This is a genomic window from Halococcus dombrowskii, from assembly GCF_022870485.1.
In the GTDB taxonomy this organism is placed as follows: domain Archaea; phylum Halobacteriota; class Halobacteria; order Halobacteriales; family Halococcaceae; genus Halococcus; species Halococcus morrhuae.
This window is the reverse complement of the sequence record NZ_CP095005.1, coordinates 310,243-322,999: the sequence shown is the minus strand read 5'-3', so window position 1 is coordinate 322,999 and position 12,757 is coordinate 310,243. Positions and strand designations below refer to the sequence as shown.

The window sequence follows — 12,757 nt, the reverse complement described above, 5'->3', positions numbered from 1 at the left end:
TGCTCACACGCGACGTGGGGCACGACAGGTCTTAACCGTCCGGCTTTGGCATCCCCTCCGTTTCGACTGCGGTCGGCGCGCGCTCGCGTTCGGTGCTCGCCAGCGAGCACCGAACCGGATCGGCGTGCGAGGGATGAGCGAGTGAGTGAAACGAACGAGCGAATCGGTTGGGGAGGTATGTGGGCGGTGCGGGGCGGTTGCGGTCTCTCATTGTCGTCAGCATTCGCGGTTTTCGCGCGGTTTCGAGAGAGAGAGAGAGAGAGATAGGGACGAGAATCAGTCCGAATCAGCCGTCGCTACCCGTCTTCGATTCGTCAGTCGTCCAGGAATCGGCGGCACGGGCGGCCAGCCGGGCGACCCGTAGCGGCTCGGGCCGTCCACCTTCGGGCGTGAACTCGCGGACCACTCTGGCGGCCTCCTCGTCGTCGATACCGATGCTTCTGACGAACAGCGTCTCGTCGTTGACCGAGTATCGACGACGCGGCGGCTGTGCACGATACGTGTCGAGCCGGGTCGCGAGCGCGTCGCCGGAAAATTCCTCCCGCAGCGCCGGCTCCAGACCCGGACTCTCCTCGAAGGAGATCGAGAGCACGGGTATCCCGGTCGCGTCGTGGAGACGCTGGAGGTCGAGAACGTTGTACCACGCGGGCGCGATGCCCGAGACGAAGAGATAATTCACGTCCGCACGGTCGAGGCGGTCGTGGAGATCGACGATGGTCTCGGTGGCGTCGGTGCCGCCGATGGTACAGGAGCCGACGACGAACCCGTCGACGACGCGGCTGGCCCGGACGACCGCGCCAGCGAGCGTGCTCCGGCCGCGCTCGCCCCGGTAGGATTCGGCGATCCCGAGCGCGCGCGTCCCGGCCTTCACTCCTCTTTGATGTCCTCGAGTTTGTCGAGTAGCTCGTCGTTCGAGGCGCTGAACTCGAAGTTCACCTCGCCCGCGTGCGCCTCCTCCTCGGTTTTGAGCCCGTCTTCGTCGTCCTCGAAGTCGGTGTCGTACTCCTGATTCCCCTGTTCGGATTCATCGTAGCTCCCAAAGCCCATACGTGGACTACGGGAAGGCAACGGAAAAATCGTTTGTCAGCTTTCAGTCGTTTTTCGGCAGCCTCAAAACGCTCGCTCCCCCACGATCGGCATGGCCGTCCACACCGTCACGAAGGGCGCAGAGACGTTCACGGCGAACGTCTATCTCGTCACGGGCGAGCGAACAGTGTTGGTCGACGCCGGAACGATGGCCGGCGTCGAGGACGTCGTCGCCGAGCACACCGACGAGATCGATGCGGTCGTCCTCACGCACCAGCACGGCGATCACGTCGGCGAACTCGATGCCGTGCTCGACCGCTTCGACGCCGATCTGCTCGCCTACGGTGATCATCCGCGGCGCACCGAAGAGATCGCCGACGGCGATACCGTCGCCATCGGTGACGAACGGTTTGAGGTAATCCACACGCCGGGCCATGCCGACGACCACGTCTCGCTGGTCTCCGAGCACACGATCTTCTCCGGAGACGCCGTGGTTCACGACGACGGTGCGTTCGACGACGGTAGCTTCGGCCGCACGGACATGGCTGGCCAGTCCAGAGACGTGCTCATCGAGAGCATCGAACGGATCCTCGACCGACTGCCCGAGGGCGTCGAACGGATGTACGCCGGTCACGGCGACGAGTTCCACGGCGACGTGCGCGCAGTGATCGAGCGAGCGCTCGAACGCGCCGAGCGCCGCGAACCGAAATATTCCGACTAAAAACGACTCAGTTCTCCTCGGGGCCGCTCCCGAGGAAGAAGAGCGCGCCGCCGAGCATCGCGGTGTTCTTCAGGAAGTGGATCAGCTGGCTATCGCGCTCTTCCTCGTCCTTGTTCCAGAAATCGTGCATCGTCGGCGTCACGCCGACGAGAAACGCCGCGATCGCACCGCCCGCGAGACGCGGCGCGCGCCCGAGAACGGTGGCGATGCCGCCGAACAGGAGCATGACGCTCGACAGCGGCACGAGGCGATCGGCCGCCGGCACGCCTTTCGAATCGGCGTAGGCGCTCATCCCCTCGATGTCGCGCAGGTTGTCGATCGCCGTGTAGGCGAGTACGCCGCCGAACAGCGCACGCCCGAGTGTTTCGAGTCGTCCCATCAGCGGGTCGCCTCCCGTGACTGTTCGCCGTATCGAGCCGCGAACGCAGTGGTCGATATCACGATACAGTCGTTCGGTGCGGCACTCACATAGCCCTTGCCAAACGCAACGAACTCGGCAACTCAGGCGAACAGCTCGCGCGCCTCGTCGATGGCGGCGATCAGCTCGTCGACCTCGTCTTTCGTGTTGTAGAGATAGAACGACGCGCGTGCCGAGGCTGCCGTGCCCAGGACGTCGTGCAGCGGCTGCGTACAGTGATCGCCCGGCCGGATCGCCACGGCGTGGTCGTTCATGATGCTCGCGAGGTCGTGGGCGTGGACGCCGTCGAGATTGAACGAGACGAGCCCCGCGCGCTCGTCGGCCGGCGGCCCGTAGATCTCGATGTCGTCGAACGACTCCAACCGATCCATCGCGTATTCGACGAGTTCGCGCTCGTGGTGTTCGATACGGTCGAGACCGACGTCGTCGAGGTAGTCGGCGGCTTCGGCGAGCGCGATCCCCTCGGCGATCGGCGGCGTGCCGGCCTCGAACTTCTCGGGCACGTCCGCCCACGTCGTGCGGTCGAACTCGACCTTGCGGACCATCCCGCCGCCGTACATGAACGGCTCCATCGCCGCCAGCAGCTCCTTCTTGCCGTAGAGCCCGCCGATGCCCGTCGGTCCGCACATCTTGTGGCCCGAGAAGGCGTAGAAATCCACGCCCAGCTCCTCGACGTCGACGGAGTGGTGGGGGACGGCCTGTGCGCCGTCGGCGAAGATGAAGCTGTCGTGCTCGTGGGCGAGATCGGCGAGATCGGCGATGGGGTTGACGGTTCCAAGCGTGTTCGAGACGTGTGCCACGGAGACCATCTCGGTGTTCGGACCGATGATCTCGCGTGCGTGCTCCATGTCGAGGCGGCCCGCCTCGTCGACCTCGATAAATTTCACGTCGGCCCCTGTCCGTTTGGCGATCTGCTGCCACGTGACCAGCGAGGAGTGGTGTTCCATCTCCGTGAGCACGACCTCGTCGCCGGGTTTGAGCTCGCGCAGTCCCCAGCCGTAGGCCACGAGGTTCAGCCCCTCGGTCGTGTTCTTCGTGAAGACCATCTCCTCGCGACCGCCCGAAGCCCCGACGAACTCGGCGAGCCGGTCGTGGGCGTTCTCGTAGGCCAGCGAGGCCTCCTGGCTCAGGTGGTGGATGCCCCGGTGGACGTTCGCGTTCGTCCCCCGGTAGTAGTCGCTCATCGCGTCGACGACGCGGTCGGGTGTCTGGCTCGTGGCGGCGTTGTCGAGATAGACGACGCGCTGACCGTCGCCGACGTCGCGTTCGAGGATCGGGAACTCGTCCCTGATGCGCCCGATATCGAGCGGCTCCTCGGATCGAGTGCTCATTGGCGACGTGTAGGAACTGAACGGCCAACACTCCTTCGGTCAGTCGACCGCTCGACGATCTCCCAATCATCGCCGAGTCCTGCCGGTGGGCGCGTACTCACACGCTCGTCGTCGTGATCGATCGGCTCGGTGGCCCGGTCAGACGTGGCGATCGTGTCACTGGCGAACGGAAAGAGTGTAGTGGGCGCGGCCCCATCTACCGTTTGTATGGTGCGTGATGCCAGGGAGCCATACGGGGCTGGGGAGCTTCGCTTCGAGCAGACGCCGTCGCTCGATCCGCTCGTGCGGCGGTGTCCGGAGGCCGACGACGGGGAACGTCACGACCTCTCGACGGCGACCGATACGAACTGTACCGACGGTCGTCGCGTGCTCGTCGCACGAACCAAGTGTAGCTGCGGCTGGGAGGACGAACGGCTCGTCTGAAAGCCCGGGGTTCGTTCGTCAGAGTCGCCGCGACATCACGAGCAACCCCACGACGAGCAGTCCGATCCCCCAGTAGAGCGAGTCGTACGGCGCGAGCTTCAACAGCAGCGTGACCACGCCGGAGGTGAACAGCGACCAGCCGATGGTCGACGAGTAGCTCATGCGAACTCCTGCGGCGCGACGCGGATACGAGCACGGCCGGCACAAGCAAGCGGGCCGGGCTCGGATCGACGGCCGAAATCCCTTTACTGCGCGCCCGCCGAACGCTCTCATGCAGACGTGGCTATCGCTGGTCGAAGCCGACGGAGCGGAGTTTCAGGACCTTCAGGAGCTCGCTTCGCTGTGGGGCGACATCAACCTCGAAGTCGAGCAGCTCGACGCCGAGATGATCGACACCTACGCGCTGCTCGGCCGGTTCGACTTCCTGCTGGTCTTCGAGGCTCCCGACCGCGATACGGTGTTCGAGCTCTCGCTGGCCGCCGAGCGCCACGGACTCGACATGACGACGATGGAGGGCGTGCCGATCGAACATTTCGGCCACCTGATCGACGAGTAGCTCAGCCGAGCCGTACGAGCTGGGCGTGGGTCGTCCCGCCCACGTCGAGGACGTTCGTCTCCTCGACGAAGCCGTGTTCGACCGCGAGATCCACGGACCGAGAGCCGACGATGTTCGCAACGCGAGCACGCGCGAGACTCGCCACGACGCGCTCCTCGTCGGCGGGTTCGCCGTCGTAGAACTCCTCGGTGACCTCGAAGGTCACGCCGTCGTTCTCGAAGCTCTCACCGAGCACGTCGTCGTCACAGACGGCGACGAGCCGCCCTTCAGCTGTTTCGCGCTCGTTGACGATCACGGACGAGTTCCTCCTCGGCCTCTTCGCGCAGCTCTCTGGCCTCCTCGGCGACCTCTTCGGCGCGCTCGTCCTCACCGACCTCTTCGAGCGCGCGGGCTTTCTCCTCCAGCACCTCGGCGTTGCGGAAGCCAAGCCGGAGCGCGTTGTCGAAGCTGTCGAGCGCGTCCTCGGCGAGCCCGCGTTCGAGCAGGAAGAAGCCACGGTTGTACCAGCCCTGTCCGAAGCGCTGGTCCCGTTCGACGGCGCGTTCGGCGTGTTCGAGCGCCTGCTCGCTGCGCCCGCTTTCCCAGAGCGCGTACGCCAGGTTCGTCTCGGCGCTGGCGGTGTGGTCGGCATCGGCGTCGATGTCGAGCGCCTCGCGGTAGGCCCCGATGGCGGCGTCGTACTCCTCCAGTTCGGCGTGGGCCGCGCCCTTGTTCACCCGGGCCTCCTGTTCGACACGTTCGTCTTCGGCGAACTGGGCGGCGCGCTCGAACGTCTCGGTGGCCTGTTCGTACCGGTTGATCTCGATGTAGCTCAGCCCCACGTCGACGAGCTCCTCGACGTCGACGCTCTCGGTGCCGAGCTGGCGCTCGTCGAGCAGATCGGTCAGGACGCGCGAGTCGATCGGGTCGACCTCGCTCGGGTCGACGGAGAGTTCGGGCGGATCGAGGTCGAACCCCTCGGGATCGTCGAACCCCTCACCCTCGGAGAAGGGATGGTCCCGGTCGCGGCCCCCGTCGGGATCGCGCGGGTCGTCGTCGGTCATGGCCACCCTATGTGACGACCGTGATTAAGGCCTGTGGCCTCCTCGTCCCATCATGCGCCTGTTCGTCAGCGTCGATCTCGCGGGGTTCGACACCGAAATCGAGCGCATTCAGGACCGATTCGCCGACGCGAGCGGGGTCAGACGTACCGATCCGGCAAACGTCCACGTCACGCTGAAATTTCTCGGCGACGTGGACGACGAGCGCGTCCCGGCCCTCACCGACGCGCTCGAAACGGCGATCGACGAGGCGGGCATCGATCCCTTCACTGCGGAGTTCGGCGGACTCGGCGCGTTCCCGAGTGATGAGTACATCCGCGTGCTCTGGATCGGCGTCCGGGAGGGTGGCGACGAACTGACCCGGCTGCACGAGGCGATCGAGGGGCGAACCACCGAGATGGGCTTCGACCCGGAAGCCCACGCGTTCACGCCGCACGCGACGATCGCGCGGATGGATCACGCCGGCGGGAAAGAGCACGTCCAGCGCGTGCTCCGCGAGGACGATCCCACGGTCGGGACTCGTGAGATCGCAGCGGTCGAACTGACAGAGAGCGTTCTCACGGACGATGGAGCCGACTACACCACCGTCGAGCGGTTCGCGTTGTGACCGATGGGCGGACAGAAGGACAAGGATTTAAGCGCCGCGGCGGAAACGAGTCCATCATGAGCAAGAACTCGAAGGCGAAGAAGAAACGCCTCGGGAAACTCGAGCGACAGAACTCCCGCGTGCCGGCGTGGGTCATCATGAAAACCGACCGCGACACGATGCGCAACCCCAAACGGCGCAACTGGCGGCGGAGCGACACGGACGAATGAGCGCCGAGGACTTCGAGGAGCGCGTTGTCACTGTGCCGCTCCGCAAGGTGAAGGCGGGCGCGAATCACGAAAGTGCCGACAGAGCGATGACGCTCATCCGCGATCATCTCGCTCAGCACTTCAAGGCCGACCCCGACACCGTGCGCCTTGACCCCTCGATTAACGAGGCGGTCTGGGCACGCGGGCGCTCGAACCCGCCGAGCAAGCTTCGCGTACGCGCCGCCCGCTTCGAGGAGGAGGGCGAGCGCGTCGTCGAAGCCGAGCACGCCGAATAACGTGCTCCGCGCGGCCTTTTCAGGTTCTTCGTACGTCGGCGTCTTCGCCCGTGCGACCGACCACTGCTTGCTCGTCAGACCCGACATCGAGGAATCGTTCCTCGACGAACTCACCGACGAGCTCGACGTGCCTGCCGTGAAGACGACTATCGCCGGCTCCGGCACCGTTGGCGCGCTCGTCGCCGGCAACGCGAACGGGCTGCTCGCGACCGATCGCATCACGTCGACCGAGCGCGAGCGCATCGCCGACGTCGTCGACCTGCCGGTCGCGACGCTGCCCGGCCGGATCAACGCCGCCGGCAACGTCGTGCTGGCAAACGACGAGGGTGCCTACGTCCATCCCGACCTCCCCGACGAGGCCGTCGAGGCGGTCGGCGACCATCTCGACGTGCCGGTCGAGCAGGGGATGCTCGCGGGCGTCCGTACCGTGGGAACGGCGGCGGTCGCCACCGATCGAGGCGTGCTCTGTCACCCGCAGGCGACCGACGAGGAGCTCGACTTCCTGGAGGAGCTGCTCGGCGTACCGGCGGACATCGGGACCGTGAACTACGGTGCGCCGCTCGTCGGCTCGGGACTGCTCGCGAACGCGGCGGGCTACGTCGCCGGCGAGGAGTGCACGGGGCCGGAGCTCGGTCGCATCGAGGACGCGCTCGGCTACATCGACTGAGACGCGCCGACAGAGGACAACATACTTCCGGCGCGCTCACCCAAGCGGGGATATGGATACGTTCGTCACTGACAGCGAGACGCATAGTCGAGTGTACCGCACGGAGGCAGGCCGATGAGTCTGGGTGGCGGCGGCGGTGGTGGCGGTCAGCTCGAACAGCTCTCGCAGGAGCTCGATGCTCTCGAACGCCAGAAGGAGGCGATGGAGGACGAGATCGAGGGGTTCCGCGAGGAACAGCGGGAGATCGACGAGGCGACTGAGGCACTCGAAAACCTCGACAGCGGCGCGACGGTGCAGGTGCCCCTCGGCGGCGATGCCTACGTCCGTGCAGAAGTTCAGGACGTCGACGAGACAGTCGTGAGCCTCGGCGGTGGCTACGCGGCCGAACGCGACGAGGAGGGGGCGATCGAGACGCTCGAACGCAAGCGCGACGCGCTCGACGACCGCATCGACGAGGTCGACGAGGAGATCACGGAGATCGAGAGCGAGCGCGACCAGCTCGAACAGCAGGCCCAGCAGCTCCAACAGCAGCAGATGCAGCAGCTCCAGGGCCAGATGGGAGGGCTGGGAGAGGAATCGGACGACGAGTAGGCGATGTTCGACGGACTCAAAGACCGACTCAGCAGTTTTCGCCGCGACGCCGAGGAGGAGATCGACGAAGCGGCCGCCGATATCGAGGACGAAGAGGGCGTCGAGGAGTCGGAAGCAGCGGCCGAAACCGACGAACCCGTTCCCGAGAGCGACGCCGACACGGTTGGGGACACCGAACCCACAGCCGATACTGACGCCGGGACCGACGAATCGACCGCAGCGACGTCCGAACCCGGCGACGCTACCGATCCGGTAGCCGAACCCGATACACCCGATCCTTCGCCAGCGGAGCCCGAAACGTCGGTAGAACCCGACACACCGGCCGAATCCGACGTATCGGACGAACCCGACACACCGACGGAACCCGACACGCCGGTCGACGCGTCGGTCGGTGGCGAACCGGTTAGTAGTGAACCGGACGGTAGCGAATCAGTCGAGTCCGAGACGGCGGTCGAACCCGGGACGGTCGAACCGTCGGTCGACGATGACGAGACCGAGACAGTAGAAACGGCCGAAGCGGACGAGGCTGGCGAAATGGAAGCGGAGTCCGAGGCTGCGGACGAACGCGAACCAACCAGGCTTCGTCGCCCGTCGCCGTCAGCGGCCGACGAGACCGAAGACGAGGGTGACGACTCGCTCGGGATCGGGACGCGCGCGAAGCTGTTCGCCACCGGCCAGTCGCTCATCGAGGCCGCCGAGCTGGAGGAGCCGCTGTTCGAGCTGGAGATGGCGCTGCTCGAAAGCGACGTCGAGATGAGCGTCACCGAGGCGATCCTCGACCGACTGCGCGAGGAGCTCACCGGCGCGACGCGCGCGCAGGTGAAGGGCACGGGCCTGGTCGTCGAAGAGGCGCTCGCCGAGGCGCTCCGCGAGGTCATCTCGGTCGGCCAGTTCGATTTCGAGCAGCGGATCACCGAGGCGGACAAACCCGTGACGATCGTCTTCACTGGCGTCAACGGCGTCGGCAAGACGACGACGATCGCCAAGCTCGCGCGCTACTTCGAGGAACGCGGCCTCTCGACCGTGCTCGCGAACGGCGACACCTATCGTGCGGGTGCGAACCAGCAGCTCGGCGAACACGCCGACAATCTCGACAAGGAGTATATCGCCCACGAGCAGGGATCGGACCCGGCGGCCGTGCTCTACGACGCCGTCGAGTACGCCGAGGCCCACGACATCGACGTGGTCTTGGGGGATACTGCGGGCCGGCTCCACACCTCGAACGACCTGATGGCCCAGTTGGAGAAGATCGACCGCGTCGTCGATCCCGACATGACGCTGTTCGTCGACGAGGCGGTCGCGGGCCAAGACGCCACGAACCGCGCCAGCGAGTTCGACGACGCTGCGACGATCGACGGCGCGATCCTCGCGAAGGCTGACGCCGACTCGCAGGGTGGTGCGGCCATCTCGATCGCACACGTCACCGGCAAACCCATTCTCTTCCTTGGCACCGGCCAGGGCTACGACGATCTCGAACGGTTCGAGCCCGACGTGCTCGTCGATCGGCTGCTCGGCAGCGAGGAATAAAGCCGTACGGTGCACCCGTTTGTGCCGCCGTACCAATATCCTTGCTACGAGTTCTGAAATTGATCGGTCGATATCAAAGAAGTATACTTCCCGTTTCGGATCGCAACGGAGCATGTGAACGTTCTTTCGACGGAAGAGATCACTCACCGCGCGCGAAAGTATGATGAGGAACTGTCATATACGGACACGGAAATCGAATCGCGAATCAGTACATTGCTGTGCTCACAAAACTGGTTGGGGAAGTCGGAAATCGCGGATTGTATCGAATGGAAGCTACTGAACCAGGGTGGACGAGCACGGCTCAACGTGGAACGTCTCGACGATATTTCCGAAGAGGTGGCCGAATACATCACCAAGGCGGCGTTCCTCGCTGAAAACCCAAAGCAGCAGGTCGAAATCCTCAGCACGTTGCCCGGCGTCGGAGCAGCAACCTCGACGGTATTGCTCGCCTTCAACGACCCGGAGAATTACGCAATCGGTGACCGATACATGAACGACGAACTCCTCGGGAAGGACAAACAGATCACGGCTACAAGCTATCCCAAACTGTTGAAGACAATTCGAGAGATCGCACCGGACTCGATTCCATTACGGACGGTCGAGAAAGCGTACTTTCAACGGTACATCGAAAAGAACGATCCGTAGGTCGATGGGGTGCCCGTTGAGCGAGAAAGGCCTTTACATACTGCACGGTTAGCCTGCCGCAAATGGTACTCGACGATCTCGGGAGTTCCCTGCGGGGTACTCTCGATCGACTGCAGGGAAAGACGCGCCTCGACGAGGAGGACGTCGAGGAGGTCGTCCGTGAGATCCAGCGCTCGCTGATCCAGGCCGACGTCGAGATCGACCTCGTGATGGAGCTCTCGGACGAGATCGAGCGGCGCGCGCTCGAAGAGGAGCCGCCGGGCGGGACGACCGCCCGAGATTTCGTCCTCCGGATCGTCTACGAGGAGATGGTCGATCTCGTCGGCGACAGCACCGAGCTCCCGCTGGAATCACAGACGATCCTCCTCGCCGGGCTCCAGGGCTCGGGGAAGACGACCACGGCGGCGAAGATGGCCTGGTGGTTCTCGAAGAAGGGGCTCCGCCCCGCGATCATCCAGACCGATACCTTCCGTCCGGGTGCGTACGATCAGGCCGAGGAGATGGCCAGCCGTGCCGAGGTCACGTTCTACGGCGATCCGGACAACGACGATCCCGTCGAGATCGCCCGTGAGGGACTCGCCGCCACCGAGGAGGCCGACGTCCATATCGTCGATACGGCGGGTCGCCACGCACTGGAGGAGGGGCTCATCGACGAGATCGAGACGATCGACGCGACCGTCGATCCGGATCGCAGACTGCTCGTGATGGACGCGGCGATCGGGCAGGGTGCGAAGGATCAGGCTCAGCGCTTCGAAGAGGCCATCGGCGTCGACGGCGTCGTGATCACGAAACTCGACGGGACGGCGAAGGGTGGCGGGGCGCTCACGGCCGTCAACGAGACCGACTCGTCGATCGCGTTTCTCGGGACCGGCGAGACGGTTCAGGACGTCGAGCGCTTCGAGCCGAACGGCTTCATCTCCCGGCTGCTCGGGATGGGCGATCTCAAGCAGCTCGCCGAGCGCGTCGAGCGCGCGATGGAGACCGGCGACGAGGACGAGGACTGGGACCCCGAGGACATCATGTCCGGCCAGTTCACCCTGAAGGACATGCGCCACCAGATGAACGCGATGAACAAGATGGGGCCGCTCGATCAGGTGCTCGACATGATCCCCGGACTCGGCGGCGGGCTCAAGGACCAGCTGCCCGACGACGCGATGGACGTCACGCAGGATCGGATGCGGAGTTTCGAGGTCGTCATGGACTCGATGACCGAGAAGGAGCTCGAAAACCCCCGTTCCGTGGGCGCGAACCAGGTCCGCCGCGTTGCGCGCGGCTCCGGCCAGCCCGAAGAGCGCGTCCAGGAGCTGCTCGAACAGCACCGGATGATGGAGCGCACCCTCAAGCAGTTCCAGGGGATGGGCGATGCCGACATGCAGCGGATGATGAAGCGCATGGAGGGCGAGGGCGGCGGCGGGATGGGCGGCATGGGTGGGATGGGCGGCGGTGGCGGCCCGTTCTGAAAGCGGGAAGCGGACGTGTTTTTATCGGTGGCGCTGCTCGACACGTCAATGAGCGTCGTCGAGGTCGCGCGTGAAGCCTACCGCGAGGCACTGCCGGCGCTGTCGGCGAGCCTCGTCGGTGGGCTGCTCGCGGGGGTCGTCCTGGGCGGGATGCGGAGCGAGCTCCGTGCGGTCGAGGGGTTGTTCGTGCTCGTCCCGGCGCTGCTGGCCACGCGGGGCAACGTCTACGGCTCCCTCGGCGCGCGGCTCGCGACCGCGCTCCACCAGGGGCTCATCGAACCGCGGGTGCGCGGCGGCGACGAGCGCCTCCGAGCGGCGGTCGCGGCGGCACTCATCGACGGCCTGCTCGTGAGTGCGCTGGCCGCCGTCGCCGCCTACGGCGTGCTGGGAGCGCTCGGCCTGCCGAGCGCTCCGCTGCTGACGCTCGTCGCCATCGCGTCCGTTGCGGGCGTACTCACCGGGATCGTCTTGGCGACGGCGGTCGTGCTGGTGGTCTTCGCCGGCTATCGCCGCGGCTACAACCCCGACACCATCGTCGGACCGGTCGTGACGACCACCGGCGACGTCTTCGGGCTCCTCTTTCTCTTGCTCTCGGTGCGGCTCGTCCTCGCCCTTCTCGGAGGTGGCGGCTGAGTGACGACCGACTGGACGGTCCGGGCGATCACGCGCGCGATGCTGCCGGTGCTGGTCGCACTGATGCTCGTCGAACTCGGCAGCGGGCTCGTTCTCCAGTCGTTCGAGGCGACCCTTCTCCAGTACCCCTCGCTGCTCGTGCTCGTGCCCGTCACCATCGGCACCGCCGGCAACCTCGGGAGCGTGCTCGCCGCGCGGTTCTCGACGGCCCTCCACCTGGGACGACTCTCTTTCGAACCCGACGACGAGGTGCTCGCGGGCAACGCCGTCGCGACCGTCGCCCTCTCGCTCACCGTCTTCCCGATCGTGGGCGGCGGTGCCTGGGCGCTGTCGGCGCTGGTCGCCGAGACACGACTCGCGCTCGCGACGGTTCTGCTGGTCGCGACGGCCAGCGGCGCGATCCTGGCCGTGCTCGCCGTTCTCGTCACTATCGTGGCGACCTACGCTGCCTACCGGTTCGGTCTCGATCCCGACGACGTGGTGATTCCGGTCGTGACGAACGTTTCGGACGTGCTCGGAGTCGTCGTTCTGTTCGCCGTCGTTCAGATCGTCGTCTGATACTGTCGAACAGATCCGATCGAGAACCTGTGACGCGAAACTCAGCTCGTTGCAGTGGGTTCCTGGAATC

General features: G+C 65.7%; 21 protein-coding genes. 13 read left to right on the top strand and 8 right to left on the bottom strand.

Annotated features, from left to right (window positions below; all coding sequences use genetic code 11):
- Positions 1-31: 31 nt before the first annotated feature.
- The 3 genes from MUK72_RS01760 to MUK72_RS01750 form a co-directional block, all read right to left on the bottom strand.
- Positions 32-211, bottom strand: a complete 180-nt coding sequence (locus tag MUK72_RS01760) for a hypothetical protein (protein ID WP_244703219.1) — start codon at positions 209-211, stop codon at positions 32-34.
- Positions 212-286: 75 nt separating this feature from the next.
- The gene (locus MUK72_RS01755) at positions 287-871 is read right to left on the bottom strand and encodes an endonuclease dU (protein ID WP_244703217.1); all 585 of its coding nucleotides are present in this window, start codon (positions 869-871) and stop codon (positions 287-289) included.
- Complete coding sequence (locus MUK72_RS01750) at positions 868-1,047, bottom strand: DUF5786 family protein (RefSeq protein ID WP_004051829.1); 180 nt, start codon at positions 1,045-1,047, stop codon at positions 868-870. Before MUK72_RS01750 ends, MUK72_RS01755 begins: the two co-directional genes overlap by 4 nt.
- Positions 1,048-1,138: 91 nt before the next feature.
- Between MUK72_RS01750 and MUK72_RS01745 the strand changes: the two genes are divergently transcribed.
- Entirely contained in the window at positions 1,139-1,747 is a 609-nt protein-coding gene (locus MUK72_RS01745) for an MBL fold metallo-hydrolase (RefSeq protein ID WP_244703215.1), read from the top strand.
- A gap of 7 nt (positions 1,748-1,754) precedes the next feature.
- Here the strand turns inward: MUK72_RS01745 and MUK72_RS01740 are convergent, their stop codons facing one another.
- Both MUK72_RS01740 and MUK72_RS01735 read right to left on the bottom strand, forming a co-directional pair.
- On the bottom strand, positions 1,755-2,126 hold the full coding sequence (locus MUK72_RS01740; RefSeq protein WP_244703213.1) for a DoxX family protein: 372 nt from the start codon (positions 2,124-2,126) through the stop codon (positions 1,755-1,757).
- A gap of 122 nt (positions 2,127-2,248) precedes the next feature.
- A complete protein-coding gene (locus MUK72_RS01735; RefSeq protein ID WP_244703211.1) occupies positions 2,249-3,496 on the bottom strand; it encodes an aminotransferase class V-fold PLP-dependent enzyme in 1,248 nt (415 codons plus the stop codon).
- Positions 3,497-3,703: 207 nt separating this feature from the next.
- Here MUK72_RS01735 and MUK72_RS01730 point away from each other — a divergent pair, with 207 nt between their 5' ends.
- The gene (locus MUK72_RS01730) at positions 3,704-3,919 is read left to right on the top strand and encodes a hypothetical protein (RefSeq protein WP_004051833.1); all 216 of its coding nucleotides are present in this window, start codon (positions 3,704-3,706) and stop codon (positions 3,917-3,919) included.
- Positions 3,920-3,937: 18 nt separating this feature from the next.
- Here the strand turns inward: MUK72_RS01730 and MUK72_RS01725 are convergent, their stop codons facing one another.
- Positions 3,938-4,081: a hypothetical protein gene (locus MUK72_RS01725; protein ID WP_004051834.1), complete on the bottom strand. Its 144-nt coding sequence runs from the start codon at positions 4,079-4,081 to the stop codon at positions 3,938-3,940.
- Between the two features lie 109 nt (positions 4,082-4,190).
- Here MUK72_RS01725 and MUK72_RS01720 point away from each other — a divergent pair, with 109 nt between their 5' ends.
- On the top strand, positions 4,191-4,475 hold the full coding sequence (locus MUK72_RS01720; RefSeq protein WP_244703203.1) for a GYD domain-containing protein: 285 nt from the start codon (positions 4,191-4,193) through the stop codon (positions 4,473-4,475).
- Between the two features lies 1 nt (position 4,476).
- Here MUK72_RS01720 and MUK72_RS01715 read toward each other — a convergent pair whose 3' ends face one another.
- Together MUK72_RS01715 and MUK72_RS01710 are read right to left on the bottom strand one after the other, a co-directional pair.
- On the bottom strand, positions 4,477-4,770 hold the full coding sequence (locus MUK72_RS01715) for a DUF424 domain-containing protein (protein WP_004051836.1): 294 nt from the start codon (positions 4,768-4,770) through the stop codon (positions 4,477-4,479).
- A complete protein-coding gene (locus tag MUK72_RS01710) occupies positions 4,742-5,518 on the bottom strand; it encodes a tetratricopeptide repeat protein (protein ID WP_244703201.1) in 777 nt (258 codons plus the stop codon). Before MUK72_RS01710 ends, MUK72_RS01715 begins: the two co-directional genes overlap by 29 nt.
- 52 nt (positions 5,519-5,570) lie before the next feature.
- Between MUK72_RS01710 and thpR the strand changes: the two genes are divergently transcribed.
- The 10 genes from thpR (at position 5,571) to MUK72_RS01660 (ending at position 12,687) form a co-directional block, all read left to right on the top strand.
- Entirely contained in the window at positions 5,571-6,122 is a 552-nt protein-coding gene (thpR, locus tag MUK72_RS01705; RefSeq protein WP_244703192.1) for an RNA 2',3'-cyclic phosphodiesterase, read from the top strand.
- Positions 6,123-6,178: 56 nt separating this feature from the next.
- On the top strand, positions 6,179-6,331 hold the full coding sequence (locus tag MUK72_RS01700; RefSeq protein WP_004051839.1) for a 50S ribosomal protein L39e: 153 nt from the start codon (positions 6,179-6,181) through the stop codon (positions 6,329-6,331).
- Complete coding sequence (locus MUK72_RS01695; RefSeq protein WP_244703190.1) at positions 6,328-6,606, top strand: 50S ribosomal protein L31e; 279 nt, start codon at positions 6,328-6,330, stop codon at positions 6,604-6,606. The genes MUK72_RS01700 and MUK72_RS01695 overlap by 4 nt, the downstream gene beginning before the upstream one ends.
- A gap of 1 nt (position 6,607) precedes the next feature.
- A complete protein-coding gene (locus MUK72_RS01690) occupies positions 6,608-7,273 on the top strand; it encodes a translation initiation factor IF-6 (RefSeq protein WP_244703188.1) in 666 nt (221 codons plus the stop codon).
- Positions 7,274-7,387: 114 nt separating this feature from the next.
- A complete protein-coding gene (gene pfdA / locus MUK72_RS01685; RefSeq protein WP_004051842.1) occupies positions 7,388-7,864 on the top strand; it encodes a prefoldin subunit alpha in 477 nt (158 codons plus the stop codon).
- Positions 7,865-7,867: 3 nt separating this feature from the next.
- On the top strand, positions 7,868-9,391 hold the full coding sequence (gene ftsY / locus MUK72_RS01680) for a signal recognition particle-docking protein FtsY (RefSeq protein WP_244703186.1): 1,524 nt from the start codon (positions 7,868-7,870) through the stop codon (positions 9,389-9,391).
- A 306-nt stretch (positions 9,392-9,697) separates the two neighbouring features.
- The gene (locus tag MUK72_RS01675) at positions 9,698-10,036 is read left to right on the top strand and encodes a hypothetical protein (protein ID WP_244703184.1); all 339 of its coding nucleotides are present in this window, start codon (positions 9,698-9,700) and stop codon (positions 10,034-10,036) included.
- Between the two features lie 62 nt (positions 10,037-10,098).
- Entirely contained in the window at positions 10,099-11,496 is a 1,398-nt protein-coding gene (locus MUK72_RS01670) for a signal recognition particle protein Srp54 (RefSeq protein WP_244703183.1), read from the top strand.
- Positions 11,497-11,544: 48 nt separating this feature from the next.
- On the top strand, positions 11,545-12,129 hold the full coding sequence (locus tag MUK72_RS01665; protein WP_244703181.1) for a magnesium transporter: 585 nt from the start codon (positions 11,545-11,547) through the stop codon (positions 12,127-12,129).
- Entirely contained in the window at positions 12,130-12,687 is a 558-nt protein-coding gene (locus MUK72_RS01660; RefSeq protein ID WP_244703179.1) for a magnesium transporter, read from the top strand.
- The last annotated feature ends 70 nt before the right edge of the window (positions 12,688-12,757 follow it).

What these genes read in the sequence shown, in the direction of transcription:
- MUK72_RS01760 (WP_244703219.1), bottom strand. Translation starts at nt 211, where the DNA reads ATGAGAGACCGCAACCGCCCCGCACCGCCCACATACCTCCCCAACCGA.
- MUK72_RS01750 (WP_004051829.1), bottom strand. Translation starts at nt 1,047, where the DNA reads ATGGGCTTTGGGAGCTACGATGAATCCGAACAGGGGAATCAGGAGTAC.
- MUK72_RS01745 (WP_244703215.1), top strand. Translation starts at nt 1,139, where the DNA reads ATGGCCGTCCACACCGTCACGAAGGGCGCAGAGACGTTCACGGCGAAC.
- MUK72_RS01740 (WP_244703213.1), bottom strand. Translation starts at nt 2,126, where the DNA reads ATGGGACGACTCGAAACACTCGGGCGTGCGCTGTTCGGCGGCGTACTC.
- MUK72_RS01735 (WP_244703211.1), bottom strand. Translation starts at nt 3,496, where the DNA reads ATGAGCACTCGATCCGAGGAGCCGCTCGATATCGGGCGCATCAGGGAC.
- MUK72_RS01730 (WP_004051833.1), top strand. Translation starts at nt 3,704, where the DNA reads ATGGTGCGTGATGCCAGGGAGCCATACGGGGCTGGGGAGCTTCGCTTC.
- MUK72_RS01725 (WP_004051834.1), bottom strand. Translation starts at nt 4,081, where the DNA reads ATGAGCTACTCGTCGACCATCGGCTGGTCGCTGTTCACCTCCGGCGTG.
- MUK72_RS01720 (WP_244703203.1), top strand. Translation starts at nt 4,191, where the DNA reads ATGCAGACGTGGCTATCGCTGGTCGAAGCCGACGGAGCGGAGTTTCAG.
- MUK72_RS01710 (WP_244703201.1), bottom strand. Translation starts at nt 5,518, where the DNA reads ATGACCGACGACGACCCGCGCGATCCCGACGGGGGCCGCGACCGGGAC.
- thpR (WP_244703192.1), top strand. Translation starts at nt 5,571, where the DNA reads ATGCGCCTGTTCGTCAGCGTCGATCTCGCGGGGTTCGACACCGAAATC.
- MUK72_RS01700 (WP_004051839.1), top strand. Translation starts at nt 6,179, where the DNA reads ATGAGCAAGAACTCGAAGGCGAAGAAGAAACGCCTCGGGAAACTCGAG.
- MUK72_RS01695 (WP_244703190.1), top strand. Translation starts at nt 6,328, where the DNA reads ATGAGCGCCGAGGACTTCGAGGAGCGCGTTGTCACTGTGCCGCTCCGC.
- pfdA (WP_004051842.1), top strand. Translation starts at nt 7,388, where the DNA reads ATGAGTCTGGGTGGCGGCGGCGGTGGTGGCGGTCAGCTCGAACAGCTC.
- ftsY (WP_244703186.1), top strand. Translation starts at nt 7,868, where the DNA reads ATGTTCGACGGACTCAAAGACCGACTCAGCAGTTTTCGCCGCGACGCC.
- MUK72_RS01670 (WP_244703183.1), top strand. Translation starts at nt 10,099, where the DNA reads ATGGTACTCGACGATCTCGGGAGTTCCCTGCGGGGTACTCTCGATCGA.
- MUK72_RS01665 (WP_244703181.1), top strand. Translation starts at nt 11,545, where the DNA reads ATGAGCGTCGTCGAGGTCGCGCGTGAAGCCTACCGCGAGGCACTGCCG.